This is a genomic window from Pseudomonas sp. MT3 (assembly GCF_054720805.1).
This window is the reverse complement of sequence record NZ_JBTVPY010000033.1, coordinates 20,761-46,019: the sequence shown is the minus strand read 5'-3', so window position 1 is coordinate 46,019 and position 25,259 is coordinate 20,761. Positions and strand designations below refer to the sequence as shown.

24 protein-coding genes are annotated in these 25,259 nt (G+C 64.1%); 16 read left to right on the top strand and 8 right to left on the bottom strand.

Going from position 1 to position 25,259, the window contains the following annotated elements:
- The first annotated feature begins 205 nt into the window (after positions 1-205).
- Positions 206-1,264, top strand: a complete 1,059-nt coding sequence (locus tag ACYCAX_RS24970; protein WP_460249093.1) for a PA0069 family radical SAM protein — start codon at positions 206-208, stop codon at positions 1,262-1,264.
- Between the two features lie 214 nt (positions 1,265-1,478).
- Positions 1,479-2,195 (top strand): carbonic anhydrase, encoded by a 717-nt coding sequence (locus tag ACYCAX_RS24965; protein WP_015474909.1) that lies wholly within the window; start codon positions 1,479-1,481, stop codon positions 2,193-2,195.
- An 82-nt stretch (positions 2,196-2,277) separates the two neighbouring features.
- Here the strand turns inward: ACYCAX_RS24965 and ACYCAX_RS24960 are convergent, their stop codons facing one another.
- On the bottom strand, positions 2,278-2,916 hold the full coding sequence (locus ACYCAX_RS24960; protein WP_294978325.1) for a hypothetical protein: 639 nt from the start codon (positions 2,914-2,916) through the stop codon (positions 2,278-2,280).
- 418 nt (positions 2,917-3,334) lie between these two features.
- On the opposite strand from ACYCAX_RS24960, the gene coxB reads away from it, so the two are divergent.
- The 4 genes from coxB to ACYCAX_RS24940 all read left to right on the top strand — a co-directional run bounded on the left by coxB (position 3,335) and on the right by ACYCAX_RS24940 (position 7,653).
- Positions 3,335-4,459 carry a cytochrome c oxidase subunit II gene (coxB, locus tag ACYCAX_RS24955; protein ID WP_015474907.1) on the top strand — a complete coding sequence of 375 codons (1,125 nt, stop codon included), beginning with the start codon at positions 3,335-3,337 and terminating at the stop codon, positions 4,457-4,459.
- A 10-nt stretch (positions 4,460-4,469) separates the two neighbouring features.
- A complete protein-coding gene (gene ctaD, locus ACYCAX_RS24950; RefSeq protein WP_015474906.1) occupies positions 4,470-6,065 on the top strand; it encodes a cytochrome c oxidase subunit I in 1,596 nt (531 codons plus the stop codon).
- Positions 6,066-6,185: 120 nt separating this feature from the next.
- Entirely contained in the window at positions 6,186-6,743 is a 558-nt protein-coding gene (locus ACYCAX_RS24945; RefSeq protein ID WP_460249092.1) for a cytochrome c oxidase assembly protein, read from the top strand.
- A gap of 22 nt (positions 6,744-6,765) precedes the next feature.
- Entirely contained in the window at positions 6,766-7,653 is an 888-nt protein-coding gene (locus ACYCAX_RS24940) for a cytochrome c oxidase subunit 3 (RefSeq protein ID WP_015474904.1), read from the top strand.
- Between the two features lie 129 nt (positions 7,654-7,782).
- Here ACYCAX_RS24940 and ACYCAX_RS24935 read toward each other — a convergent pair whose 3' ends face one another.
- On the bottom strand, positions 7,783-7,992 hold the full coding sequence (locus ACYCAX_RS24935) for a twin transmembrane helix small protein (protein ID WP_015474903.1): 210 nt from the start codon (positions 7,990-7,992) through the stop codon (positions 7,783-7,785).
- 44 nt (positions 7,993-8,036) lie between these two features.
- Between ACYCAX_RS24935 and ACYCAX_RS24930 the strand changes: the two genes are divergently transcribed.
- The 10 genes from ACYCAX_RS24930 (at position 8,037) to ACYCAX_RS24885 (ending at position 18,045) form a co-directional block, all read left to right on the top strand.
- The gene (locus ACYCAX_RS24930; protein WP_460249091.1) at positions 8,037-8,816 is read left to right on the top strand and encodes an SURF1 family protein; all 780 of its coding nucleotides are present in this window, start codon (positions 8,037-8,039) and stop codon (positions 8,814-8,816) included.
- A complete protein-coding gene (locus tag ACYCAX_RS24925) occupies positions 8,794-9,357 on the top strand; it encodes a hypothetical protein (RefSeq protein WP_015474901.1) in 564 nt (187 codons plus the stop codon). Before ACYCAX_RS24930 ends, ACYCAX_RS24925 begins: the two co-directional genes overlap by 23 nt.
- Before the next feature lie 61 nt (positions 9,358-9,418).
- Complete coding sequence (locus tag ACYCAX_RS24920; protein ID WP_460249090.1) at positions 9,419-10,492, top strand: COX15/CtaA family protein; 1,074 nt, start codon at positions 9,419-9,421, stop codon at positions 10,490-10,492.
- Between the two features lie 82 nt (positions 10,493-10,574).
- Positions 10,575-11,477 carry a heme o synthase gene (gene cyoE / locus ACYCAX_RS24915; protein ID WP_460249089.1) on the top strand — a complete coding sequence of 301 codons (903 nt, stop codon included), beginning with the start codon at positions 10,575-10,577 and terminating at the stop codon, positions 11,475-11,477.
- Positions 11,478-11,617: 140 nt separating this feature from the next.
- A complete protein-coding gene (locus ACYCAX_RS24910) occupies positions 11,618-12,253 on the top strand; it encodes an SCO family protein (protein WP_460249088.1) in 636 nt (211 codons plus the stop codon).
- A 623-nt stretch (positions 12,254-12,876) separates the two neighbouring features.
- Complete coding sequence (locus ACYCAX_RS24905) at positions 12,877-13,995, top strand: Re/Si-specific NAD(P)(+) transhydrogenase subunit alpha (protein ID WP_460249087.1); 1,119 nt, start codon at positions 12,877-12,879, stop codon at positions 13,993-13,995.
- Between the two features lie 62 nt (positions 13,996-14,057).
- A complete protein-coding gene (locus ACYCAX_RS24900; RefSeq protein WP_015474896.1) occupies positions 14,058-14,372 on the top strand; it encodes an NAD(P) transhydrogenase subunit alpha part 2 in 315 nt (104 codons plus the stop codon).
- 1 nt (position 14,373) lies between these two features.
- The gene (locus ACYCAX_RS24895; RefSeq protein ID WP_015474895.1) at positions 14,374-15,810 is read left to right on the top strand and encodes an NAD(P)(+) transhydrogenase (Re/Si-specific) subunit beta; all 1,437 of its coding nucleotides are present in this window, start codon (positions 14,374-14,376) and stop codon (positions 15,808-15,810) included.
- 186 nt (positions 15,811-15,996) lie between these two features.
- Positions 15,997-17,493, top strand: coding sequence for an acetyl-CoA hydrolase/transferase family protein (locus tag ACYCAX_RS24890; protein WP_460249086.1), 1,497 nt, complete (start codon positions 15,997-15,999; stop codon positions 17,491-17,493).
- A 345-nt stretch (positions 17,494-17,838) separates the two neighbouring features.
- Positions 17,839-18,045, top strand: coding sequence for a DUF1127 domain-containing protein (locus ACYCAX_RS24885; RefSeq protein WP_015474893.1), 207 nt, complete (start codon positions 17,839-17,841; stop codon positions 18,043-18,045).
- 67 nt (positions 18,046-18,112) lie between these two features.
- On the opposite strand, the gene ACYCAX_RS24880 is transcribed toward ACYCAX_RS24885, so the two are convergent.
- Genes ACYCAX_RS24880 through ACYCAX_RS24855 form a run of 6 tightly spaced genes read right to left on the bottom strand, consistent with a single transcriptional unit; the run spans position 18,113 to position 25,259 of the window.
- On the bottom strand, positions 18,113-19,270 hold the full coding sequence (locus tag ACYCAX_RS24880; protein ID WP_294977714.1) for a glycosyltransferase family 4 protein: 1,158 nt from the start codon (positions 19,268-19,270) through the stop codon (positions 18,113-18,115).
- Positions 19,271-20,404, bottom strand: coding sequence for a glycosyltransferase family 4 protein (locus tag ACYCAX_RS24875; protein ID WP_294977712.1), 1,134 nt, complete (start codon positions 20,402-20,404; stop codon positions 19,271-19,273).
- On the bottom strand, positions 20,388-21,776 hold the full coding sequence (locus ACYCAX_RS24870; RefSeq protein WP_294977710.1) for a glycosyltransferase family 4 protein: 1,389 nt from the start codon (positions 21,774-21,776) through the stop codon (positions 20,388-20,390). The genes ACYCAX_RS24875 and ACYCAX_RS24870 overlap by 17 nt, the downstream gene beginning before the upstream one ends.
- A complete protein-coding gene (locus ACYCAX_RS24865; RefSeq protein ID WP_041711641.1) occupies positions 21,773-23,026 on the bottom strand; it encodes an ABC transporter ATP-binding protein in 1,254 nt (417 codons plus the stop codon). The genes ACYCAX_RS24870 and ACYCAX_RS24865 overlap by 4 nt, the downstream gene beginning before the upstream one ends.
- On the bottom strand, positions 23,026-23,823 hold the full coding sequence (locus tag ACYCAX_RS24860; protein WP_015474888.1) for an ABC transporter permease: 798 nt from the start codon (positions 23,821-23,823) through the stop codon (positions 23,026-23,028). The genes ACYCAX_RS24865 and ACYCAX_RS24860 overlap by 1 nt, the downstream gene beginning before the upstream one ends.
- Complete coding sequence (locus ACYCAX_RS24855) at positions 23,823-25,259, bottom strand: mannose-1-phosphate guanylyltransferase/mannose-6-phosphate isomerase (protein ID WP_015474887.1); 1,437 nt, start codon at positions 25,257-25,259, stop codon at positions 23,823-23,825. Before ACYCAX_RS24855 ends, ACYCAX_RS24860 begins: the two co-directional genes overlap by 1 nt.

Below are 25,259 nucleotides of genomic sequence, written 5' to 3'. Positions count from 1 at the left end.
GAGGGGGACGCCCAGTCCTTGCTCGCGAACGAGGCTACCGGGAGCTCTTGTGTTGGGCGGTTCGCGAGCAAGCTCGCTCCTACGAAAAGCCGGCGCCCGCCAGCCACGGCGCAGCGAACCACAACCATCCGGCGGTTCACACTGGCTGTGGAAAACTCCGTGGATTACTGTATCTATATACAGTATTCTTTCGAGCGCCCCGCACATGACCTCCACGCTCCCACCCCGCGGCCGTGGCACCGCCAGCAATCCGCACAATCGCTTCGCACCGACCACCTCGGTGCCTGTGGATAACGACTGGCTCGATGAAGTCCCCAAGCCCCAGGTGACCGAAATCCGCAACGAGCTGGCGAAAACGGTGATCTCCCGCAACCAGTCGCCGGATCTGCCGTTCGACCGCTCGATCAACCCCTACCGCGGTTGCGAGCACGGCTGCATCTACTGCTACGCGCGGCCCAGCCACGCCTACTGGGACCTCTCGCCGGGGCTGGACTTCGAGACCCGGCTGATCGCCAAGACCAACGCCGCCGCCGTGCTGGAACAGGAGCTGAGCAAGCCGGGCTACGTCTGTGCGCCGATCAACCTGGGCGCCAACACCGACCCGTACCAGCCCATCGAGCGCCAGCAGCGGCTGACCCGGCAGATCCTCGAGGTACTGCTGCGTTTCAGGCACCCGCTGACCATCGTCACCAAGGGCTCGCTGATCCTGCGCGACCTCGATCTACTGAGCGAAATGGCGAAGCTGAACCTGGTCGGGGTGATGATCAGCCTGACCACCCTGGACGACGAGCTCAAACGCATCCTCGAACCCCGCGCCGCCGCGCCGTCCGCGCGCTTGCGGGCGATCCGCGTATTGCGCGGCCAGGGCATTCCGGTAGGGGTGCTGTGCTCGCCGATGATCCCGATGATCAACGACCGCGAGCTGGAGGCCCTGCTGGAAGCGGCGCACCACGCCGGGGCGCAGAGTGCCAGCTACATGCTGCTGCGCCTGCCGCGGGAAGTCGGAGCGCTGTTCGAGGAATGGCTGGCGGCGCACTACCCGCAGCGCGCCAACCATGTGATGAGCCTGATCCGCCAGGTACGCGGCGGGGAAATCCACGACAGCCGCTTCGGGCACCGCTTCCGTGGCGAAGGACCGTTCGCCGAGCTGCTGGCCAAGCGTTTCGAGGTCGCCCTGCGCCGCCTGGGATTGAACCGGCGCGGCGGATTCGGCCTGGACTGCACGGCCTTCGCCCCGCCGCGCAGTCAGATGAGCCTGTTCTGACCCATACACCCCGCGCCGGAGCGCGGGTGAAGCATCGTGCAAACAACCATCACGAGGCCCTGGCAGGGTTTTGCTTTACGCTTCACGCCAGCGGATTTCGCTCGGATCAGGGCTAACGACTTCGACATTTTTTCCATGAAAGGTGTGCCTTTTCTCCTACAGAAGGGCGTCGGCAAGCATAAGAAAATTCGTCGTCATTCTTCGAGGCTGACACATGAACGATAAAACGCACGGTGAGGATCAGGCCCACGAGAGCGCGGACGAGGCGCTGCGGCGAATCGTGGAGGGCTTCCAGCACTTCCGCCAGGAGGTCTTTCCGCAGCAGAAGGAGCTGTTCAAGAAGCTGGCCCACGCGCAGAACCCGCGCGCGATGTTCATTACCTGTGCCGACTCGCGCATCGTCCCGGAGCTGATCACCCAGAGCCTGCCGGGCGACCTGTTCGTCACCCGCAACGTCGGCAACGTGGTGCCGCCCTATGGCCAGATGAACGGCGGCGTGTCCACCGCCATCGAGTTCGCGGTGATGGCACTGGGCGTGCAGCACATCATCGTCTGCGGCCATTCCGACTGCGGCGCGATGAAGGCGGTGCTGGACCCGCAGACCCTGGAAAGCATGCCGACGGTGAAGGCCTGGCTGCGTCACGCGGAAGTCGCCCGCACCGTGGTCGCACAAACCTGTGGCTGCGCGACCCACGAGCACCTGGAGGTTCTCACCGAGGAGAACGTGGTCGCCCAGCTCGACCACCTGAAAACCCACCCGTCGGTAGCCGCGCGCATCGCCAGCGGCCAGCTGTTCATCCACGGTTGGGTCTATGACATCGAGTCCAGCGCCATCAAGGGCTACGACGCCGAGCAGGGCCGTTTCCGTCCGCTGGACGGCGAAGGCCCGATTCCGATGGCCACGCCGCGGCCGCGCTACTCGCCGCAGTGACGCACCCTCCGGGGCTGGCGGCCTTGCGGGCGTCGTCGGCCCCCATCCGGCATCGCTCTTCCCCTCGTCCCCACGCGCCGTTCTAGCGCAGGCGCAGTTCCACACCGAACTGGCGGGACAGGCACGGCCACTGCTGCCACGCCATCACCACCTGCGGATCGTTCAGGCGCGCGCGGTAACTCTGCGCCGCGTCCGAGGCGAAGGCGCCGTCGTCGAGCATACCGTCCACCGCGTGGTGCACGGCCTCGTCCAGCTGGTTGGCGAACGGCTCGCCGATCAGTTGGTGCGCCACCAGGTTGGCCACCGTAGTGTCCAGCGGGATCAGCGGCTGGTTGAAGTGGGCGATGTAGCGGTCGTTCACCTCTTCCACCAGGCGATGGGCGAGGTAGGCCTCGTCCAGCAGGGCGTCCAGGCCATCGTGGCCATCGAGCAGCGTCGGCGGGGTGAGGAAGAACTGCTCGGCCAGCTTCAGCACCGGCTTGATCCACTCCTCGATACCGGCCTCGCGCGCCACGCTGGCGGCGGCATCGAGAAAGTCCGGCACCTGCTCGATATAGGCATGCACGAAGCGTGTCAGGGTGCCACTGGCATCTTCTCCGGCCAGACTGATGCTCGGGTGCAGCCCTTCGAGCTGGGATTGGATCAGTCGGGAAAGATGGCCATGACGGGACTCGAGCAGATGGGCGTTCTGGATCAACTCACGCAACGCAGCGGTATTCATGACAACTCCAAGACAACGGGTTTTGGAAAGTGAAGAAAGACCTTAGCCGGCGTCCGGCTGCAGCTAAGACGCGATTGTCATATTCATGAAGTGTTTATGCCGTCCCGGCATATCACCCCGCCATCATGGTACTCCAAAGCCGCGTCGGCCGTGGCTTTGAGATCACTCTTCGGTCTTTAGACAGGGTTTTTTAATCTGCGTTGTTATGTCGCAACCCGTGGCTATACTCCGCTTCGACACACCGAAAACCTGATGGACCCGGCCTGCTCTGCGTGCTGCCGAGGTACGACGTCAAAGTAAGTTGTCTTGGCGGTCACTCCCTTGGCCGTTGGCTTGTTCAGGCTCGATCCCTCTGGAATGGGGATCGCAGCCAGGGCGCTATGCCGGCGGGATAAAAACAACGATAAGGGGAACCCGAATGCTGCGACATCCACGAGTCTGGATGGGCTTCCTTTTGCTCTTGGCTTTCAGTCAGGCAAACGCCGCCTGGACGGTCAACATGGCCCCCGGTGCGACGGAAGTCAGCCGTAACGTCTTCGACCTGCACATGACCATCTTCTGGATCTGTGTGGTCATCGGCATCATCGTCTTCGGCGCGATGTTCTGGTCGATGCTCGTCCATCGCCGGTCCACCGGGCAGCAGCCCGCGCATTTCCACGAGAGCACCACGGTGGAAATCCTCTGGACGGTGATTCCCTTCCTGATCCTGGTGGTGATGGCCGTCCCGGCCACCAAGACGCTGATCCACATGTACGACACCTCGGAGCCCGAGCTGGACGTGCAGGTCACCGGCTACCAGTGGAAGTGGCAGTACAAGTACCTGGGCCAGGACGTGGAGTTCTTCTCCAACCTCGCCACGCCCCAGGACCAGATCCACAACAAGGCCGACAAGGACGAGCACTACCTGCTGGAGGTGGACAACCCGCTGGTGCTGCCGGCCGGGGTCAAGGTGCGCTTCCTGGTCACCTCCAGCGACGTGATCCACTCCTGGTGGGTGCCGGCCTTCGCGGTCAAGCGCGACGCCATCCCCGGCTTCGTCAACGAGGCCTGGACCAAGGTCGACCAGCCCGGCATCTACCGTGGCCAGTGCGCCGAGCTGTGCGGCAAGGACCACGGTTTCATGCCCATCGTGGTGGACGTGAAGTCCAAGCCCGACTTCGACAAGTGGCTGGCCGAGCGCAAGGAAGAGGCGGTCAAGCTCAAGGAGCTGACCAGCAAGGAATGGACGAAGGAAGAGCTGGTCGCCCGCGGCGACAAGGTCTACCACACCATCTGCGCCGCCTGTCACCAGGCCGAGGGCCAGGGCATGCCGCCGATGTTCCCGGCGCTCAAGGGCTCGAAGATCGTCACCGGGCCCAAGGAGCACCACCTGGAGACCGTGTTCAACGGCGTCCAGGGCACGGCAATGGCGGCCTTCGGCAAGCAGCTCTCGGAGGTGGATATCGCTGCGGTGATCACCTACGAGCGCAACGCCTGGGGCAACGACGACGGCGACATGGTGACCCCGCAGGAAGTGGTCGCCTACAAGCAGAAACAACAATAAGGAGGCCGCGATGAGTGCCGTGATCGATCACCCCGACCATTCTCACGCCGGCGACCACCACCACGGCCCCGCCAAGGGCCTGATGCGCTGGGTTCTCACCACCAACCACAAGGACATCGGCACGCTGTACCTGTGGTTCAGCTTCTGCGCCTTCCTGCTCGGCGGCTCGTTCGCCATGGTGATCCGCGCCGAGCTGTTCCAGCCGGGCCTGCAGATCGTCGAGCCGGCGTTCTTCAACCAGATGACCACCATGCACGGCCTGGTGATGGTCTTCGGCGCGGTGATGCCGGCCTTCGTCGGCCTGGCCAACTGGATGGTGCCGCTGATGATCGGCGCGCCGGACATGGCCCTGCCACGCATGAACAACTTCAGCTTCTGGCTGCTGCCGGCGGCCTTCGGCCTGCTGGTGAGCACCCTGTTCATGCCCGGCGGCGGTCCGAACTTCGGCTGGACCTTCTACGCGCCGCTGTCCACCACCTTCGCGCCGCACAGCGTGACCTTCTTCATCTTCGCCATCCACCTGATGGGCATGAGTTCGATCATGGGCGCGATCAACGTGATCGCCACCATTCTCAACCTGCGCGCCCCGGGCATGACGCTGATGAAGATGCCGCTGTTCGTCTGGACCTGGCTGATCACCGCCTTCCTGCTGATCGCGGTGATGCCGGTGCTGGCGGGCTGCGTGACCATGATGCTGATGGACATCCACTTCGGCACCAGCTTCTTCAGCGCGGCCGGCGGCGGCGACCCGGTGCTGTTCCAGCACGTGTTCTGGTTCTTCGGCCACCCCGAGGTGTACATCATGATCCTGCCGGCGTTCGGCGCCGTCAGCTCGATCATCCCGGCCTTCAGCCGCAAGCCGCTGTTCGGCTACACCTCGATGGTCTACGCCACCGCCTCGATCGCCTTCCTGTCCTTCGTCGTGTGGGCGCACCACATGTTCGTGGTAGGCATCCCGCTGGTGGGCGAGCTGTTCTTCATGTACGCGACCATGCTGATCGCCGTGCCCACCGGGGTGAAGGTGTTCAACTGGGCGTCGACCATGTGGCAGGGCTCGCTGACCTTCGAGACGCCGATGCTGTTCGCCGTGGCCTTCGTCATCCTGTTCACCATCGGCGGCTTCTCCGGGCTGATGCTGGCCATCGCCCCGGCGGACTTCCAGTACCAGGACACCTACTTCGTAGTGGCGCACTTCCACTACGTGCTGGTGCCCGGCGCGATCTTCGGCATCTTCGCCTCGGCCTACTACTGGCTGCCGAAGTGGACCGGCCACATGTACGACGAGACCCTGGGCAAGCTGCACTTCTGGATGAGCTTCATCGGCATGAACCTGGCGTTCTTCCCGATGCACTTCGTCGGGCTGGCCGGCATGCCGCGACGGATTCCGGACTACAACCTGCAGTTCGCCGACTTCAACATGGTCTCGTCGATCGGCGCCTTCATGTTCGGTACCACGCAGCTGCTGTTCCTGTTCATCGTCATCAAGTGCATCAAGGGCGGCAAGCCGGCACCGGCCAAGCCGTGGGATGGCGCCGAAGGCCTCGAGTGGACCATTCCCTCGCCAGCGCCGTACCACACCTTCACCACGCCTCCTGAAGTGAAGTAAGCACGAGCGTGTAGGAGCGAGCTTGCTCGCGAACGGGTCTCCCAGGAGGCCAAGGCATCAAGCGGTTCGCGAGCAAGAGCTAGGCGCCCCCCACGCTCCTACAGGTTGAGGAATCGCCCCATGAGCGACGGCAACATCGAAACGCGCAAGCTGGTGACCCGGCTGGTCATAGCCGTGATCGCCATGTTCGCCTTCGGCTTCGCCCTGGTGCCGCTGTACGACGTGATGTGCAAGGCACTGGGCATCAACGGCAAGACCTCCGGCAGCGCCTACCAGGGCGACGGCCAGGTGATCGATCAGTCGCGCGAGGTGAAGATCCAGTTCGTCGCCAACAACAACATCGACATGGTCTGGGAGTTCCACCCCGAGTCGGACCAGTTGGTGGTGCATCCGGGCGCGGTGAACCAGATGCTGTTCGTCGCCCGCAACCCCACCGACAAGCCGATGACCGCCCAGGCGATCCCGAGCATCGCGCCGTCGGTGGCGGCCACCTACTTCCACAAGACCGAATGCTTCTGCTTCACCCAGCAGGTGCTGCAGCCGGGCGAGCGCATCGAAATGCCGGTGCGCTTCATCGTCGACCGCGACCTGCCCAAGGATGTGCGTCACCTGACGCTGGCTTACACGCTGTTCGACATCACTGCCCGCAAGCCGCCCGTGGCCAGTAACGAGCGCTGAAGGGCAAAGGAGAACAAGAACAATGGCAACCCACGATCCCTATTACGTCCCCGCGCAGAGCAAGTGGCCGATCATCGCCACCATCGGCATGCTGGTGACGCTGTTCGGCGTCGGCACCTGGATGAACGACATGAGCGCCGGCAAGGAGCACTCCCACGGCCCGTGGATCTTCTTCGCCGGCGGGTTGATCCTGGCGTACATGCTGTTCGGCTGGTTCGGCAACGTCATCAAGGAAAGCCGCGGCGGGCTCTACAGCCCGCAGATGGACCGCTCGTTCCGCTGGGGTATGAGCTGGTTCATCTTCTCCGAGGTGATGTTCTTCGCCGCCTTCTTCGGCGCGCTGTTCTACGTGCGCCACTTCGTCAACCCGTGGCTGGGCGGCGAAGGTCACCACGGCATTTCGCACATGCTCTGGCCGCAGTTCGAAACCGGCTGGCCGCAGCTCAGCAACCCGGACAACAAGCTGTTCCCGCCGCCCAGGGAAGTGATCGATCCGTGGAAGCTGCCGCTGATCAACACCCTGCTGCTGGTCTCCTCCAGCTTCACCGTGACCTTCGCCCACCATGCGCTGAAGAAGAACCATCGCGGCCCGCTGAAGCTGTGGCTGGCGCTGACCGTGGCGCTGGGCGCCTGCTTCCTGGTGCTGCAGGCCTACGAGTACCACGAGGCCTACAGCGAGCTGGGCCTGACCCTGGGCTCGGGCATCTACGGCGCGACCTTCTTCATGCTCACCGGCTTCCACGGCGCCCACGTGACCATCGGCGCGATCATGCTGAGCATCATGCTGATCCGCATCCTGCGCGGGCACTTCGACGCCGACAAACACTTCGGCTTCGAGGCGGCCAGCTGGTACTGGCACTTCGTCGACGTGGTGTGGATCGGACTGTTCATCTTCGTTTACGTGCTGTGAAACCGGAGGGATTGCGGGACCTGTAGGAGCGAGCTTGCTCGCGAACCGCACAACACTGAGGCATCAGGGAAAAGCGTTCGCGAGCAAGAACTAGGCGTCCCCCTCGCTCCTACGAAGAGCAGTACGGAACTAGAAATGCCAGGGGGCTGAGCTGCCGAGTTGGCCGCTGAAGAAACCCCAGGCGATGAGAGCGACGGTCAGGGCGGTGAGGGTGACACGCACGGTCAGCGCATTGACCACCCGTGAACCGTGGCCTTCGTCCTTGACCAGAAAGAACAGGCCACTGAACAGACTGACGACGGTCGCCAGCAACAACAGAACGATCGCAGCTTTGAGCACTACCGGCCTCCTGTCCGCAGGGGACTGGGGTTGAGGGGGATGTCTTGCAGTATAGCCAGCACGCATCTGAGCACGGCTCTGATCCAGAACGGCAAGGCCGCGCCACGCGCGCCTTCCGGCCCGGCATCGCGCCGACGCTGGTGGTGCTCGCGCTGCTGCCGGTGCTGATCGGCCTGGGCTTCTGGCAACTCTCCCGCGCCGCCGAAAAGCGCACCCTGCTCGCCGCCGCCGAAACCCAGCGCCAGCAGGACCCGATCAGCGTCGCCAAGCTCGAACGCCAACCGCCGCGCAGCTATGTGCGGGTGCGCCTGCAGGGCCAGCTCGACGCCGAACACAGCATGCTGCTGGACAACCGCACCCGCGGCGGTCGCGCCGGCGTCGAGGTATTGCAACCCTTCTTCGACCGCGTCGGGCAGCAGTGGCTGCTGGTCAACCGGGGCTGGGTCGCCTGGCCGGACCGTCGCACACCGCCGCAGATCGACACGCCCAGCCATGACCTGCTGCTGGACGCCTGGACCTACGTTCCACCGCCCGCCGGCCCAAGCGCCCCGCTCGCCAGCTGGCCACGCCTGATTACCCAGGTGGACGCCCCGTTCCTGTGGGACCAGCTCGGCCGCGAAGGCAGCCCGCTGGAAATCCGCCTGGAGCCGGGCGACGCCGCCTTCGACACCGACTGGCCGATCGTCGCCATGCCTCCGGAGCGCCACGTCGGCTACGCCGTGCAGTGGTTCGCCCTGGCCATCGCACTGTCCGCCCTTTACCTCTACCTCGGCATCCGTCGCGCACGGGAGACCTTCGACCATGACCGCCATGACCCTGAATGACCCTTCGGCCCGCCGCCGTGGCCGTGTGCAATTGCTGCTGATCCTCGGCATGGTGCTGGGGCCGATGCTGCTCGCCACCGCCATGTACAAGCTGCAGTTCTGGGTGCCGGAAGGCCGCAGCTACCACGGCGACCTGATCGCCACCGGGCAGACCCCGGCCGATCTCGGCGTGCAGAACGACAAGGCCAGCGACCAGTGGCAACTGCTGGTCACCGCGCCGGAAAGCTGCGCCAGCGACTGCCAGCAACTGGTCTACCTGGCCCGCCAGATCAACATCGGCCTGGGCCGCGAAGCCAGCCGCGCCGAACACGTCCTGGCCTTCGCCAAGCCGCTGCCGGCGGAGTTCACCAGCCTGCTCGACAAGGACTACCCGCGCCTGCAGCGCCTGGGCCTGACGCCCAACCCGCACACCGGCGCCCAGCCGCAACTGTGGATCGTCGACCCCCACGGCAACCTGGTGCTGCGCTACGACGCCGGCACCGACGGCAAGTCGATCCTCAAGGACCTGCAGTTGCTGCTGAAGCTTTCGAACATCGGTTAACGAGAGCCTGCCGGCTAAGACATCGCCAGCCCCACGACAACAACAAGACCGGGAGCGTCGCATGATCCAGGCAACACGCAAACCCGCCTTCTACATCGCCATCGTGGCGACGGCGCTGGCCTTCGTGGTGATCCTGCTGGGCGCCTACACCCGCCTGACCCACGCCGGCCTCGGCTGCCCGGACTGGCCCGGTTGCTACGGCTTCGTCCACGTACCGACCAGCGAAGCGCAGTTGGCCCATGCCGAGATGCATTTCCCGGACACCCCGGTGGAGACGCAGAAGGGCTGGAACGAAATGATCCACCGCTACTTCGCCGGCAGCCTGGGCCTGCTGATCCTCGGCCTGGCCATCCATGCGCTGGTTCGCCGTGGCCGCGACGGCCAGCCGCTGCGCCTGCCGCTGCTGCTGCTCGGCGTGGTGATCGCCCAGGCGGCGTTCGGTATGTGGACCGTCACCCTCAAGCTCTGGCCGCAGGTGGTCACCGCGCACTTGCTGGGCGGCTTCACCACGCTGTCGCTGCTGTTCCTGCTCAGCCTGCGCCTGTCCGGCGCCTTCGCCCCGCTGCAACTGCCGGCGCGCCTGCGCGCGCTGGCCGCCGTCGCCCTGCTGCTGGTGATCGGACAGATCGCCCTCGGCGGCTGGGTCAGCAGCAACTACGCAGCGGTGGCCTGCGTCGACCTGCCGATGTGCCACGGCGAGTGGTGGCCGAACATGGACTTCGCCAACGGTTTCCACCTCACCCAGCATATCGGTCCCAACTACCTCGGCGGCCAACTCGACAGCGACGCCCGCACGGCCATCCACATGACCCATCGCATGGGCGCGCTGGGCGTGACGGCGGTGCTCCTGCTGCTGGCCTGGAACCTCCAGCGCCACGGCCTGATCGGCATCACCGCGCTGATGCTGCTGGGGCTGTCCCTGCAGATCGGCCTGGGCATCAGCAACGTGCTGCTGCATCTGCCGCTGCCGGTGGCGGTGGCGCACAACGGCGGCGGTGCGTTTCTGTTGCTGATGCTGGTGCTGGTGAACTACCGGGTCCGCGCACCGGCGACCCAACGCGTCGAGCTGCCCGCCAGCAGCCCGATCACCCTGGACGCGATGGAGCGCCCGGTGGCCTACCCCTCACAAGGTTGAGATTGCACGTTGAGCGTGACGGCCGGCGCCGAGGCGCACCGGCCTCCATTCATCCAGGCGGCACGAAGACGGAGAAATCATCATGGCCAGCGTCATCAGCACTTCCAGCCAAGCCAGCTGGCGCGACCTGCTCGAACTGACCAAGCCCAAGGTGGTCCTGCTCATGCTGATCACCTCGCTGATCGGCATGCTGCTCGCCACCAAGGCCGGCGTGCCCTGGCAGATCCTGGTGTTCGGCAACCTCGGCATCGGCCTGTGCGCCGGCGCGGCGGCGGCAGTGAACCATGTGGTGGACCGGCGCATCGACTCGATCATGGCGCGCACCCACAAGCGTCCACTGGCCGAAGGGCGCGTCTCGCCACCCATCGCCCTGGGCTTCGCCATGTTGCTGGCGGTGGCCGGGATGGCCGTGCTGCTGGTGTTCACCAACGCCCTCACCGCCTGGCTGACCCTGGCCTCGCTGCTGGGTTACGCGGCGCTCTATACCGGCTTCCTCAAGCGCGCCACGCCGCAGAACATCGTCATCGGCGGCCTCGCCGGCGCCGCCCCGCCGCTGCTGGGCTGGGTCGCGGTGACCGGGCAGGTCTCCGCCGAACCGCTGCTGCTGGTGCTGATCATCTTCGCCTGGACCCCGCCGCACTTCTGGGCGCTGTGCCTGCACCGCAAGGACGAGTACGCCAAGGCCGACATCCCGATGCTGCCGGTGACCCACGGCGAGCGCTACACCAAGCTGCACATCCTGCTCTACACCCTGGTGCTGTTCGCCGTGACCCTGATGCCCTTCGTCATCCACATGGCCGGGCTGGTCTACCTGTTCGCCGCGCTGGCCCTGGGTGCGCGCTTCCTCGACTGGGCCTGGGCGCTCTATTGCGGCAGCCGGCCACATGCGGCGATCAAGACCTTCAAGTACTCTATCGCCTACCTGTTCCTGCTGTTCATCGCGCTGCTGGTGGACCACTACCTGCCGCTGCACCTGAACTACTGAGGGTTCGCGAGCAAGCTCGCTGCTACACGGAACTCCCTGTAGGAGCGAGCTTGCTCGCGAACATCGCCGCTCCCCTGCCAGGCACCGGCACGGCACGAACAGCAGCCTCAAGCCCAGACGTCCCGACCCACGAGAACCCCATGACCCGAGTCAACAAGACCGTCTTCATCCTCGTCGCCATCGTCGCCCTGATCCTCGGCCTCACCGTCCAGAAGGTGCTCAACCAGCGCCACCAGCTCGACCCGACCGTGCTGCTCGACGCCGGCATCGTGATCCTGCCGCAGACCCGCAGCGTCCCCGACCTCGCGTTCACCGACCAGGACGGCCAGCCGTTCCAGACTGCCAGCCTGAAGGACAAGTGGTCCCTGCTGTTCTTCGGCTACACCTTCTGCCCGGACGTCTGCCCCACCACCCTGGCGCAACTGCGCGAGCTGCAGAGCAAACTGCCGCCGGAAGCGTTGAAGAACCTGCAGGTAGTGTTCGTCAGCGTCGACCCGCACCGCGATACCGCGCCGCGCATCAAGGAATACCTCGGTTTCTTCAACGCCGGCTTCAAGGGCATCACCGGCTCGGAAGAGAACGTGCAGAAGCTGGCCAACGCCATGAGCATCCCCTACATCCCGGCCGACACCAGCAAGCCCAACTACACCGTCGACCACAGCGGCAACCTGGTGATCATCGGTCCGGACGGCACCCAGCACGGCTTCATCCGCGCCCCGCTGCACAACGACAAGCTCGCGGCCCAGCTGCCCAGCGTGATCAGCGCCAGCAACTGACCCGCGACACCGTGTCTCACCCCCCACGGCCACCCGATAACGGTGGCCGTTGTTTTTTCCGTGTCATTCCCACTCCGGCAAGACAACCGCGAACTTTCTGCTAAATCTATCCTCAGGCCCTGATCCGGTGCAATACGCGGACTTGAAGCCTCCCAAGAGATTTCCTGACCCCGTAGTCAATGTAAAAAATCTGCTACAGGAATCCAGATATCAGTAATGACTCATACTCCATATTAGAAACATTAATTAACACCTATGCCTGAGCCTGTTGCAGGATTAACGGGCCTTTCGGTGGGTAGGGGAGCCTCTGATGGGTGGTCATTCACGGCGAGGATGACATTTCCGTCCGGTCACAATAGGCAATTAGGCTAAGCACCAAGGCCCACGCGGCTGTGGTGAAGACTGGAAAACTGCAGGTCTGAACGTGACTTGTAGTTATCGCTTCGTACCACTCCAGAACTCCTTGAAGCCACCCAGGTTCAATTGCAGAATGCCGCGGCCACCGGGTCAAAGCCCGGTCAACAACAAGCTGTTAAAACAAAAAATAGACCGTTGCCAGTTCAAAACCCGGGTCGCCAACGTAGTAGCCCGGACAATCCCAGGATCACGCAGGAGATTTGCAAGTGCAGATCGGTGTACCCCTCGAGACCCAAGCCGGTGAGACGCGGGTCGCAGCAACGCCGGAGACGGTCAAGAAACTGATCGGGCAGGGCCATCAGGTCGTCATCCAGAGTGGAGCGGGCGTCAGCGCCAGCCAACCGGATGCCGCCTTTGAGGCCGTTGGCGCGAAGATCGGCACTGCCGCCGATGCTTTCGGCGCAGAGCTTGTGCTGAAGGTTGTCGCGCCCAGCGAAAGCGAGCTGGCGCAGATGAAGCCGGGTACCGTGCTGATCGGCATGCTCAACCCGTTCAACAACGAGAATATCGCCCGCATGGCCGAACGCGGCGTCACCGCCTTCGCCCTCGAGGCCGCGCCGCGTACTTCCCGCGCGCAGAGCCTGGACGTGCTCTCCTCCCAAGCCAACATCGCCGGCTACAAGGCCGTGATGCTCGCCGCCAACCATTACCCGCGCTTCATGCCCATGCTGATGACCGCCGCCGGCACCGTTAAGGCCGCCCGCGTGCTGATCCTCGGCGCCGGCGTTGCCGGCCTGCAGGCCATCGCCACGGCCAAGCGCCTGGGTGCGGTGATCGAAGCGTCGGACGTACGCCCGGCGGTGAAGGAGCAGATCGAGTCCCTGGGCGCCAAGTTCGTCGATGTGCCCTACGAGACCGATGAAGAGCGCGAGTGCGCCGAAGGCGTTGGCGGTTACGCCCGCCCGATGCCGGCCTCGTGGATGGAGCGCCAGGCCAAGGCCGTGCACGAGCGCGCCAAGCAGTCGGACATCGTCATCACCACCGCACTGATCCCGGGCCGCAAGGCGCCGACCCTGCTGCACGAGGCGACCGTCGCCGAAATGAAGCCGGGCTCGGTGGTCATCGACCTCGCGGCCTCCCAGGGCGGCAACTGCCCACTGACCGAGGCCGACCAGGTCGTGGTCAAGCACGGCGTCACCCTCGTCGGCCTGAGCAACCTGGCCGCGCTGGTGCCGGCGGACGCCTCCGCACTCTACGCACGCAACCTGCTCGACTTCCTCAAGCTCACCCTGACCGCCGAAGGCTTCACGGTGAACCTGGAAGACGACATCGTCGCCGCGTGCCTGATGTGCCGTGACGGCCAGATCGTGCGCAAGAACGGCTGAAGCCCTTCTTATATAAGAACGCGCCGGACCCCGCGTCCGGCCCTGAAGACCGGTGAGAAACTATGGAAGACATGCTGATCTCCCACGGCATCTACAACCTGATCATCTTCGTGCTGGCGATCTACGTCGGCTACCACGTGGTCTGGAACGTCACCCCTGCCCTGCACACCCCGCTGATGGCGGTGACCAACGCCATTTCGGCGATCGTGATCGTCGGCGCCATGCTGGCCGCCGCCCTGACCGTCACCCCGCTGGGCAAGGCAATGGGCACCCTGGCCGTGGCCCTGGCTGCAGTGAATGTGTTCGGTGGCTTCCTGGTCACCCGCCGCATGCTGGAAATGTTCAAGAAGAAAGCGCCGAAGGCGGAGAAGCACTGACATGAGCATGAACCTCGTCACCCTCCTCTACCTCGTCGCCTCGGTCTGCTTCATCCAGGCCCTCAAAGGCCTGTCGCACCCGACGACGTCCCGCCGCGGCAACCTGTTCGGCATGATCGGCATGGCCATCGCGGTCATCACCACCGTGGCCCTGGTGTTCAAGATCAGCAGCGAGATCGCCACCACCGGCATCGTCTACGTGGTCGTCGGCCTGCTGGCCGGCGGCACCGCCGGTTCGATCATGGCCAAGCGCGTCGAGATGACCAAGATGCCGGAACTGGTCGCCTTCATGCACAGCATGATCGGCCTGGCCGCCGTGTTCATCGCCATCGCCGCCGTGGTCGAGCCGCAGTCCCTGGGCATCGTGCAGAACCTGGGCGACACCATCCCGGCCGGTAACCGCCTGGAGCTGTTCCTCGGCGCGGCCATCGGCGCCATCACCTTCTCCGGTTCGGTGATCGCCTTCGGCAAGCTGTCGGGCAAGTACAAGTTCCGCCTGTTCCAGGGCGCCCCGGTGCAGTTCACCGGTCAGCACATGCTCAACCTGGTGCTGGGCCTGACCACCCTGGGCCTGGGCCTGCTGTTCATGTTCACCGGTAACCTCACCGCCTTCGTCGTGATGCTGGCCCTGGCCTTCATCCTCGGCGTGCTGATCATCATCCCGATCGGCGGCGCGGACATGCCGGTCGTGGTGTCGATGCTGAACTCCTACTCCGGCTGGGCCGCGGCAGGTATCGGCTTCTCGCTGAACAACTCGATGCTGATCATCGCCGGTTCCCTGGTGGGCTCTTCGGGCGCGATCCTCTCCTACATCATGTGCAAGGCGATGAACCGCTCGTTCTTCAACGTCATCCTCGGTGGCTTCGGCGCCGAAGCGGACGCTGGCGGCCCGGCCGGTGCCAAGGAAGCCCGCCCGGTGAAATCCGGTTCGGCCGACGACGCCTCCTTCCTGCTGACCAACGCCGACAGCGTGATCATCGTCCCCGGCTACGGCCTGGCGGTGGCCCGTGCGCAGCACGCGCTGATGGAGCTGGCCGAGAAGCTGACCCATCGCGGCGTCAACGTGAAGTTCGCCATCCACCCGGTTGCCGGCCGTATGCCGGGCCACATGAACGTCCTGCTGGCCGAGGCCGAAGTGCCTTACGAGCAGGTGTTCGAGATGGAAGACATCAACTCCGAGTTCGGCCAGACCGACGTGGTGCTGGTACTGGGCGCCAACGACGTGGTGAACCCGGCGGCGAAGAACGATCCGAAGTCGCCGATCGCCGGCATGCCGATCCTCGAGGCCTACAAGGCCAAGACCGTGATCGTCAACAAGCGCTCGATGGCCAGCGGCTACGCCGGCCTGGACAACGAACTGTTCTACCTGGACAAGACCATGATGGTCTTCGGCGATGCCAAGAAAGTCATCGAAGACATGGTCAAGGCCGTCGAATAAGACGACCGTCGATCCACAAGACACCGGCCTCGCGCCGGTGTCTTGCTTTCCGGCAATGGAAGAAGCTCTGGACATTGGTAGTAAGAAGGCCCCGGCCGGGCGATTTTTCGACCTTGGTATAAGAGCCAAAAATCGCCGAGTCCCTAGACTGGCGGCCTTGCACTTCCTACTGCCCGAGGTTTTCCCATGTACCGTGATCGCGTGCGTATGTCCTCCCTGCTGGACAAGGTGATGACTGCCGACCAGGCCGCGGCCCTGATCCAGGACGGCATGACCGTCGGCATGAGCGGTTTCACCCGCGCCGGCGAAGCCAAGGCCGTACCCAAGGCCCTCGCCGAGCGCGCCAGGCAGGAGCCGCTGCGTATCAGCCTGATGACCGGCGCCAGCCTGGGCAACGACCTCGACAAGCAGCTCACCGAAGCCGGCGTGCTGGCCCGGCGCATGCCCTTCCAGGTCGACAGCACCCTGCGCAAGGCGATCAACGCCGGCGAAGTGATGTTCATCGACCAGCACCTCTCGGAAACCGTCGAGCAGCTACGCAACCACCAGCTCAAGCTGCCGGACATCGCCGTCATCGAAGCCGTCGCCATCACCGAGGAAGGCCACATCGTGCCGACCACCTCGGTGGGCAACTCGGCCAGCTTCGCGATCTTCGCCAAGCAGGTGATCGTCGAGATCAACGTCGCGCACAACACCAACCTGGAAGGCCTGCACGACATCTACATTCCGACCTACCGCCCGACCCGCACGCCGATCCCGCTCACTCGCGTGGACGACCGCATCGGCAGCACCGCCATCCCGATCCCGGCGGAGAAGATCGTCGCCATCGTCGTCAACGACCAGGCGGACTCCCCGTCCACCGTGCTGCCTCCGGACGACGAGACCCAGGGCATCGCCAACCACCTGATCGACTTCTTCAAGCGTGAAGTGGACGCCGGCCGCATGAGCAACAGCCTCGGCCCGCTGCAGGCCGGCATCGGCAGCATCGCCAACGCGGTGATGTGCGGCCTGATCGAGTCGCCCTTCGAGAACCTGACCATGTACTCCGAAGTACTGCAGGACTCGACCTTCGACCTGATCGACGCCGGCAAGCTGCGCTTCGCCTCGGGCAGCTCCATCACCCTGTCGAGCCGCCGCAATGCCGACGTGTTCGGCAACCTGGAGCGCTACAAGGACAAGCTGGTACTGCGCCCGCAGGAAATCTCCAACCACCCCGAAGTGGTGCGTCGCCTGGGGATCATCGGCATCAACACCGCGCTGGAATTCGACATCTACGGCAACGTCAACTCCACCCACGTGGGCGGCACCCGGATGATGAACGGCATCGGCGGCTCGGGCGACTTCGCCCGCAACGCGCACCTGGCCATCTTCGTCACCAAGTCCATCGCCAAGGGCGGCAACATCTCCAGCGTGGTGCCGATGGTCAGCCACGTCGACCACACCGAGCACGACGTCGACATCCTGGTCACCGAAGTCGGCCTGGCCGATCTGCGCGGCCTGGCACCGCGCGAACGCGCCCGGGCGATCATCGACAACTGTGTGCACCCGTCCTACCGCGACGCCCTGAACCGTTACTTCGATGCCGCCTGCGAGCGCGGCGGGCATACCCCGCACATCCTGCGCGAGGCGCTGGAGTGGCATATCAATCTGGAAGAACGCGGCCACATGCTGGCGGCTAGCTGACTCCAGAGACTTTGCGGGCCATTCAGCAATGAATGGCCCGCAAGGGTTTACAGCCGGAAAAAAACCACGTAAAAACACTCTTGAACAGATTTTTATCCCGCTCCAACTGTTCAGCTTCCCTCGCCGCCACCCTCGAAAAGCCTCAGATACCTGTCAATTACGCACCAGAATGGAGCGTAACGGTACAGTTTACCCCTGAAAGAACCATTACAGTTCAAAATAACAATCGCCTGACCAGTCGCAATACTGTTCAACTGTACCTATTCGTCCTGACCAAATAGTCAGATCATATGCTCAATCAATTCAGCAACTGACTACTCGCCACAAGCGAGAAGGATGAACATCATGGAACGTACCCTCGGTTCCGCAGCTCTGAGCACCACCCGTAGCACCTCCAGCGCCCATCGTGGCCTCGTCGGCACCGTTCGCCTGTGGCAGCGCCGCATGGAAAGCCGCCGCCAGCTGGCCCGCCTGGACTCCCGCCTGCTGGCCGACGCCGGCATCAGCGAAGCCCAGCGTTATGCCGAGCTGAACAAGCCGTTCTGGCGCTGATTCACAGTACAACCGGGCCACACTCTCCAGGATCGCCTGAACTGTACTGGTTACATGCCCTGGCCGCTCAGCCCGAGCGGCCGTCGGGCAGCAAAATTTCCTTCTCCGCTTTTTCGTCCAGCAGATTGCGATACAGATCTGCCCAGACCCGCCCCATCGCATCCGCGGTGAACAGTTCGCGATAGCGGACTTCCGCCTGCCGTCCCATCTCGGCCGCCGCTTCCGGATTCTCCCAGCACCATCGCATCGCCTGTCGAAACGCCTGCGGATCGCTCGGTGGCACCACCAGCCCCGTCAGACCGTGCGCATTGATGAAGCTCGTGCCAGTGCCGATTTCGCTGGAAATCATCGGTTTGCCATACATCGCCCCTTCGAGCAGGGAGATGCCGAACGCCTCCGAACGCAGGTGCGAGGGGAATACGATCGCGCGTGACAGCTGCAGCAGGGCGACCTTGTCTTCCTCGCTGACGCGGCCGACGAAACGCACGTGCGACTCGACGTCCAGCGCCGCGGCCTGCGCCTTGAGCTGCTGCTCCAGCGGGCCGGCCCCGACGATCACCACGGGGAAGCCGGTGCCCTTCACCGCTTCCAGGAGGATGTGCAGTCCCTTGTAGTAGCGCATCACACCGACGAACAGGAAAAACTGCTCCCCTACTGCCCTCCGCCAGCGCTCGACGCACTCCGCGGAGGGCTCGGGGTAGGCCTGCTTGTCCAGCCCGTAGGGAATGACGTGCGCCTTGTGCTGGTAGCGGCGCAGCACATCGCTCGAGCCCAGGTAGTTGGGCGATGCCGCGACGATCCGGTCCGCGCTGGACAGGAAGCGATGCATGAGCGGCTGGTACAGCTTGAACAGGTGCTTCTGGCGAACGATGTCGGAGTGGTAGGTGACTACGGTCGGCTTGCGCACGCCGGCCAGCAGGTGCACCACGTCCATGAACGGCCACGGGAAGTGGAAGTTGATGATGTCCGCCTCGGCGGCGAGCCGGCGGAACTGAGGCACGACGCTGTAGGAGAAGCCGGTGGACGCCAGCTGCAGATCCAGGCGCGCCCGGAACACCCGATGACCGTCGACCCTCAGTTCGGCCGGCTCGGGATTGGCGCTCAGGGTCAGCACCTGGTTGTCGATGCCATGATTGTGCCCCGTGCGGCAGAGCTGGTTGATCACCTGCTCGATGCCACCCACGGAGTCGGGCAGGTAGGTCTTGAAAAAGTGCAATACGCGCATTCAGCCCTCCAGAACCTTGCGGTAGACATCGCTGGTAATTCGGGCACAACGTTGCCAACTGAACGCCCCGGCCCGCTCGAGGCCGAGCGCCCGGCAGCGCTGCCAGAACGATTCGTCGTCCACCAGCCGCTGTATGGCTATGCTCATCTCCTGCGGATCCTCGGCATTGACGTACACCCCCGCCTCCCCGGCCACCTCCGGCAGCGAGGAGGTGCGTGTCAGCACCACCGGCACGCCGCTGGCCATCGCTTCCAGCACCGGCAAACCGAAGCCCTCGTACAGCGAGGGGAACAGCAGCGCCCGCGCGCCGGCCAGCAACCGGGCGACGGACTCGTCGCTCTGGTAGCCCAACAATCGCACCTGCCCGGATGCGACAGTCTTCCTCAGCGTCTCATTGAGCGTCTCGTCGCGCCACCCCGGCATTCCAACTATGACCAATGGGAGATGGGCACGGACGCGTTCCGGCAGCAGGGCGTATGCCTTGAGCGCCAGTGTCAGGTTCTTTCGCGGCTCCAGCGTTCCGACACAAATCAGATACTGCCCGGGGACCAGTTCCAGGGGCTGCAAGGGGGCGGCGATCGCCTCCGCTGAGCGGGGGTGAAAGCGCGGGGCGCAGCCCAGTGGCGCCACCGTTACCCGGTCCGCCGGAAGCGCGAAATGCCGGCGTATTTCTTCCGCTACATGCTGCGAGTCGGTCAGCACGCACCGGGAGCGCTCGACCCCCTTTCCAACCCTGCGCTCGATCTCCGCCAACCGATCGCGGGGCTGCGTCTGCGGATAGTGCACATGCGTCAGATCATGCAGCGTCATCACCATCGGTCCTTCGAACTCCAGCGGCCACAGCGTCGGCTCATGGTAGAGCTCGACCCCGCGCGGCGTCAGTCCCTTGTCGAAAGCGCTCTGCTCCAGCCAACGGCGAATACGGTAGGCACCCGGCACACGCTTGGCCGCGTCGGCCCAACGCGAATAGCCGGGCAGCGCGGCCTCGGGCAAGCGGGCACTCCACGTCCAGCCGAGGAACAGTTCGAGTTGCAGCCCCGGCGTCTCACCAAGCGCCATCGCCAGGGCGGCGACATACTGACCAATGCCCGTGCGGGGCGCCTGAAGGATTCGAGCGTTAAGCGCAATCCGCATTCGCACGCTCGGTCTGGGGGATAGACGCCGTGATCGGGTCCGTCCGGGTCGCCCGCTCGAGGAGCTGGAAGCTGGCCTCACGCCAGCCAATCCAGCGCCATTGAGACAGTTCGGACACGGCCGGGAAACGGCCCGTGGTGTCATAGGCGTCGATCATTTCCGCCAGGCTTGCGGGATTGTCCAGGTCGAAGTAGGCCATGAACTCCTGGCCGATTTCCCGGAATACCGGGATATCGCTGGCCATCACCGGCAGCCCTCGCTGCATGGCCTCTACCAGCGGCAAGCCAAAGCCCTCGGCATGGGACGGGAACACCAATGAGCGAGCGTTCGCGTAGGCGTACTCAAGCCCGGTATCGTCGAGGCGGTTGAACATGAACAAGCGCTTGTTCAATTGGGGATGGCGATGGATGGTCCCGATGAGGTCCTCGCTCTTCCAGCCAATCTTGCCGATGATGCACAGGCGAGCCTGGGAGCCGGCAGCCCACAATTGTTCGAAGGCCTGGAGCAGGTAGGCGTGGTTCTTGCGCGGCTCGATGGTGCTCACCATCAGGTAGACCGGCGCTTTCGATGCGAACACGCGAACCAGCTCGGGGTCCGGCTGACGCTCCTTTTCAACCAGGTCCAGCTCGGAACCCAGGTGGAAAAAGTCGAACAGCCGTTTTTCCGCCTCTTCGCGGCCAAGGCGCTTCAGCGCTTCCGCGCGCACCTCATCGCGAATGGTTTCGGAGATGGCGATGAATCCGTCCGCAGTGCGCACGACCCAGTCGAACCAGCGGTCGAATACCTTGGTCAGTCCGGCGTCGCAGAACTGCGAATGGGTGAGCGGAATCAGGTCGTAGATGACCGAGACGATCCGGATGCCCTGGGCCTTCATTCTTTCTGCCAGCCCGTAGAAGTCGACGTGCCAGGAGGAGTCCAGCATCAGGAACACATCACCGGGCTGGATCTCCAGGGGCACCGAGCGCTGAGCCACCATGCCCAGGCGCCGCTCCAGCCAGAGCAGCGTCCGCAACGGCAATGTCATCGACAGGCTGGCCAGCTTCCAGGTCCAGAAGAGCAGCCGCCGGGACAGTCCATCGTCTCTCAGGCCGAGCTTGCCGCTCAGCCGGGAGTGCAGCCCCCAGAAGCGCAGTCGGGCATGATCGAAGCCGTGGATCAGGTGGCGCATCCAGGTCGTCTTGCCGGGCGTGCTGGGCGGGATCAGTTCGAGGACTCGCTTGAGCTGGCCGCCCTGCATGATCACGGGGATGCATTCGACCTTGCCCTGGCGCCCCTCCAGATGCTGCACGACGCTGCGCACGACCCGCTGGATACCCGAGTTGAGGTCGGGATGCTCGTATACGTAAGTGCATTCGATGAGCAGTCGGGTCACGGCAAGCTCCGCATGATTTCAGGTTCCTGGGTGCGTTCCACATCCAGCGTGGCGCCCAGCCAGGAATAGCCAATGAAGTTTTCCCGGGTGCTGTTCACGACATGGAAGATCATGGCGCAGTCCCTCCATTCGTAATTCCCGTCCAGGTGGGAATCCAGGCGAGACACACTGAGGGAAACCGAGTAATTGCCCGTCCCGAGACGCATGGGGAACGTATAGCGATAGACAACGCGCTCACCGGCCTTGAGATGCTCCAGCTCCTGCTTCAAGCGATGGGAATTGATGCCATACATGGCCTGGCCCAGGCGGTCCTTGAGCATGAAGCCGAGCACCAGCCGCTCCACGTCCCGCTTGATCCCGATCGTGACCTCCAGCACCACCTCCGTGCCGACCTCGATCACCTCCAGCGCCTTCCCGCCGGTATCCAGCAGGCGGACAGACTCGACCTCCGCCTCCCCAGTCCCCGAAATGGTGCGGGCCTTGCCGTTATCCATCATTTCCTGGCGGACCATCTGGTTCAGGCCATTGCCCATGCGGGCGTGGTAGTAATCCATGACCGTTTCCGGATCGCCCTGCATGGCGACTCGGCCAAACTCCAGGTAGACGGCTCGATCACAGATCGACTGAATCGCGAAGCGGTCATGGGAAACGATGAGCAGCGTGGTACCTTCGCGGCGGAAACTTCGAATACGCTCGAAGCTCTTGTGCTGGAAGTAGGCATCGCCCACCGACAACGCTTCGTCGACGATCAGCACATCGGGACGGCGCGCGGTGGCCACGCTGAAGGCCAGGCGCATCTGCATCCCGCTGGAGTACGTGCGGACCGGTTGATCGATGGCATCGCCGATCTCCGCGAACGCCTCGATCGACGGCATCAGCGCCTCGATCTCTTCACGCTGCAGGCCCAATAGCTGGGACGCCATGAACACGTTCTGCCGACCGGTGAAGTCCGGGTGGAACCCCATGCCCAGTTCCAGCAACGCCGAAACCAGCCCGCTGACGGAGCAATGCCCGGTGGTGGGCGCGGTCGTCCCGGTGATGATCTTCAGCAGCGTGCTCTTGCCGGCGCCATTGGAGCCAACGATTCCCACAGCCTCGCCCGGCGCGATCTCCAGGTCCACCCCTTGTAGCACCCAGCGTTGCTGGTGCCGGGGTGCCGCCCCCGGAGTCAGCCATTCCCGCAGGCGGGACCAGCGCGAAGGATACTGACGGTAGGCCTTGCCCAACTGATGTATACGAATATGTCCCATCAGAGCTCATCCACCATTTCACCCGAGCGCCCACGGAACAGCAGCAGCGCCATGACACACAGAATCCCCCCCGTAACGGCCAGCGGCACCAGTTGCGACCAGTCCGGCCAACGGTCATACAGAAAGAGGTTCTGGTACGACTGGATCAGCGCCGTCATCGGGTTGAGCTCGATCGCCCGGCGAATGGGCTCCGGCAGGATGGCGAGCGGATAAACGATCGGGGTGAACCAGAACCAGAACTGCAGGAGTATCCCGAACATCTGCCCCACGTCGCGGAAGAACACGTTGAGCAGCCCCAGCAACATGCCCAGGCCGCCCGCGAACATCAGTTGGAGAACGAGCAGCAGCGGGAACGCCAGCAGCGCCATGCCCGGCAGCCGCCCGCTGATCAGCAGGAAGCCCAGGAACAGGCCGAAGATGATGGCGAAGTTGAGCAGCGAATTGAGCATGCCCACCAGCGGCAGGCAGATCCTCGGGAAGTTGAGCTTCTTCAGCAGGTTGGCGTTGTCCAGGAACATCGTCAGGCTGCGGGACACCACCTCGGAGAACAGGCCCCAGGTCAGAAGCCCCGAACACAGGAAAACGCTGTAGGCAAGCTTGTCATCCACCCCCGGCAAGCGCGTTCGCATGACCTCCGAGAAAATCACCGTGTAGACCAGGATCATCGCCAGTGGGTTGAGGACGGTCCACACGACGCCCAGCAACGATCCCCGATACTTCGACTCAAACTCGCGCTTGACGCTACCCAGGATGAATCCCCGGTACTGCCACGCGCCTTTCAACATGCTCAGCGACATCAGACAACCCTGCCGTACACATCCTCGAAGCGGACGATATCGTCCTCACCCAGGTACTCCCCGCTCTGCACCTCGATCATCACCAGGTCGATCACCCCTGGGTTCTCCAGACGATGGCGATGTCCCGCCGGGATATAGGTCGATTCATTGCTGTTGACCAGGCGCACCGACTCGCCGTTGGTCACCTTGGCCATGCCCTGTACCACCACCCAATGCTCGCTGCGGTGATGGTGCATCTGCAGAGACAGCGACGCGCCGGGCTTGACCACGATGCGCTTGATCTTGAACCGCGAGCCCTCTTCGAGAACCGTGTAGGTGCCCCAGGGACGGCTGACGGTGCGGTGCAGGCGATAGGCTTCGTTCTCGCTGTCCTTGAGCTGCTTCACGACCTTGCGGACATCCTGGGCACGGTCGGAGCGGGCGACCAGGATGGCATCGGCGGTCTCGACGATGATCAGCCCCTCGACGCCCACGGCCGCGATCAGGCGACCCTCGCTCTGGACGAAATTGTCACGACTGTCGACGAAGATGGCGCTGCCCGCGGCTCGGTTGTTCTGCGCGTCAGCCTCGACCAGCGCGCTGAGGGCGGTCCAGGAGCCGATATCGCTCCAGTCGAAGGTCGCCGGCACCACGGCAACGCGTTCGGAGCGTTCCATCAGCGCGTAATCGATGGAGATGTCCTCCAGCGCGCAGAACTGCTCGGCCGACAGCTCCTGCTGCACGAAATTGCCCAGGTCATCCGGCTGGCTGGCCATCTGGCAATCGATGGCCCGCTCCAGCAGCTCCGGCGCATGCTTTTCCAGCTCGGCGACGAAAGCGCCGACCGTGAAGCAGAACATCCCCGAGTTCCACAGGAAGGTACCGCTCTGCAGGAATCCCTGCGCCGTCGCCAGATCGGGCTTTTCGACAAAGCGCTTGACCTTGCTGCCGCCCCGATCGTCGAGCCCATCGCCCATCTCGATGTATCCGAAGCCGGTTTCCGGCGCCGTGGGCACCACGCCGAAGGTCACCAGATGCCCTTCCTCCGCCAGCGCGGCGGCATGCTCAACCGCACGGACGAAGGCTTCGGAATCACAGATCAGGTGATCGGCCGGCATCACCACCATTGTCACATCGTCACCATGACGGGCGCGCAGGGCGAGGGCCGCGACCGCTATCGCCGGCGCCGTATTACGCCCCTCGGGCTCGAGGATGAAGTGGCCGCGTTGGCGCAATTTGGCAGCGAGGTAATGGTCCTTGCTCTGGAAGAAGTAATCACGGTTGGTCACCGTGACGATGTCGCCGTCCGTGCCGATCAGTTCGGCGGCTCTCCGGTAGGTCTTCTGCAGCAGCGACTGGCCGTCCGGCATCGCCATGAACGGTTTGGGCTGCCCCTCGCGAGATACCGGCCAAAGGCGCGTTCCCGCGCCGCCGGAAAGAATCACGGGGATCAACAT

What these genes read in the sequence shown, in the direction of transcription:
- ACYCAX_RS24900 (WP_015474896.1), top strand. Translation starts at nt 14,058, where the DNA reads ATGGAAGACATGCTGATCTCCCACGGCATCTACAACCTGATCATCTTC.
- coxB (WP_015474907.1), top strand. Translation starts at nt 3,335, where the DNA reads ATGCTGCGACATCCACGAGTCTGGATGGGCTTCCTTTTGCTCTTGGCT.
- ACYCAX_RS24945 (WP_460249092.1), top strand. Translation starts at nt 6,186, where the DNA reads ATGAGCGACGGCAACATCGAAACGCGCAAGCTGGTGACCCGGCTGGTC.
- ACYCAX_RS24865 (WP_041711641.1), bottom strand. Translation starts at nt 23,026, where the DNA reads ATGGGACATATTCGTATACATCAGTTGGGCAAGGCCTACCGTCAGTAT.
- ACYCAX_RS24880 (WP_294977714.1), bottom strand. Translation starts at nt 19,270, where the DNA reads ATGCGCGTATTGCACTTTTTCAAGACCTACCTGCCCGACTCCGTGGGT.
- ACYCAX_RS24855 (WP_015474887.1), bottom strand. Translation starts at nt 25,259, where the DNA reads ATGTTGATCCCCGTGATTCTTTCCGGCGGCGCGGGAACGCGCCTTTGG.
- cyoE (WP_460249089.1), top strand. Translation starts at nt 10,575, where the DNA reads ATGGCCAGCGTCATCAGCACTTCCAGCCAAGCCAGCTGGCGCGACCTG.
- ACYCAX_RS24920 (WP_460249090.1), top strand. Translation starts at nt 9,419, where the DNA reads ATGATCCAGGCAACACGCAAACCCGCCTTCTACATCGCCATCGTGGCG.
- ACYCAX_RS24885 (WP_015474893.1), top strand. Translation starts at nt 17,839, where the DNA reads ATGGAACGTACCCTCGGTTCCGCAGCTCTGAGCACCACCCGTAGCACC.
- ACYCAX_RS24970 (WP_460249093.1), top strand. Translation starts at nt 206, where the DNA reads ATGACCTCCACGCTCCCACCCCGCGGCCGTGGCACCGCCAGCAATCCG.
- ACYCAX_RS24925 (WP_015474901.1), top strand. Translation starts at nt 8,794, where the DNA reads ATGACCGCCATGACCCTGAATGACCCTTCGGCCCGCCGCCGTGGCCGT.
- ACYCAX_RS24965 (WP_015474909.1), top strand. Translation starts at nt 1,479, where the DNA reads ATGAACGATAAAACGCACGGTGAGGATCAGGCCCACGAGAGCGCGGAC.
- ACYCAX_RS24960 (WP_294978325.1), bottom strand. Translation starts at nt 2,916, where the DNA reads ATGAATACCGCTGCGTTGCGTGAGTTGATCCAGAACGCCCATCTGCTC.
- ACYCAX_RS24940 (WP_015474904.1), top strand. Translation starts at nt 6,766, where the DNA reads ATGGCAACCCACGATCCCTATTACGTCCCCGCGCAGAGCAAGTGGCCG.
- ACYCAX_RS24875 (WP_294977712.1), bottom strand. Translation starts at nt 20,404, where the DNA reads ATGCGGATTGCGCTTAACGCTCGAATCCTTCAGGCGCCCCGCACGGGC.
- ACYCAX_RS24860 (WP_015474888.1), bottom strand. Translation starts at nt 23,823, where the DNA reads ATGTCGCTGAGCATGTTGAAAGGCGCGTGGCAGTACCGGGGATTCATC.
- ACYCAX_RS24890 (WP_460249086.1), top strand. Translation starts at nt 15,997, where the DNA reads ATGTACCGTGATCGCGTGCGTATGTCCTCCCTGCTGGACAAGGTGATG.
- ctaD (WP_015474906.1), top strand. Translation starts at nt 4,470, where the DNA reads ATGAGTGCCGTGATCGATCACCCCGACCATTCTCACGCCGGCGACCAC.
- ACYCAX_RS24895 (WP_015474895.1), top strand. Translation starts at nt 14,374, where the DNA reads ATGAGCATGAACCTCGTCACCCTCCTCTACCTCGTCGCCTCGGTCTGC.
- ACYCAX_RS24910 (WP_460249088.1), top strand. Translation starts at nt 11,618, where the DNA reads ATGACCCGAGTCAACAAGACCGTCTTCATCCTCGTCGCCATCGTCGCC.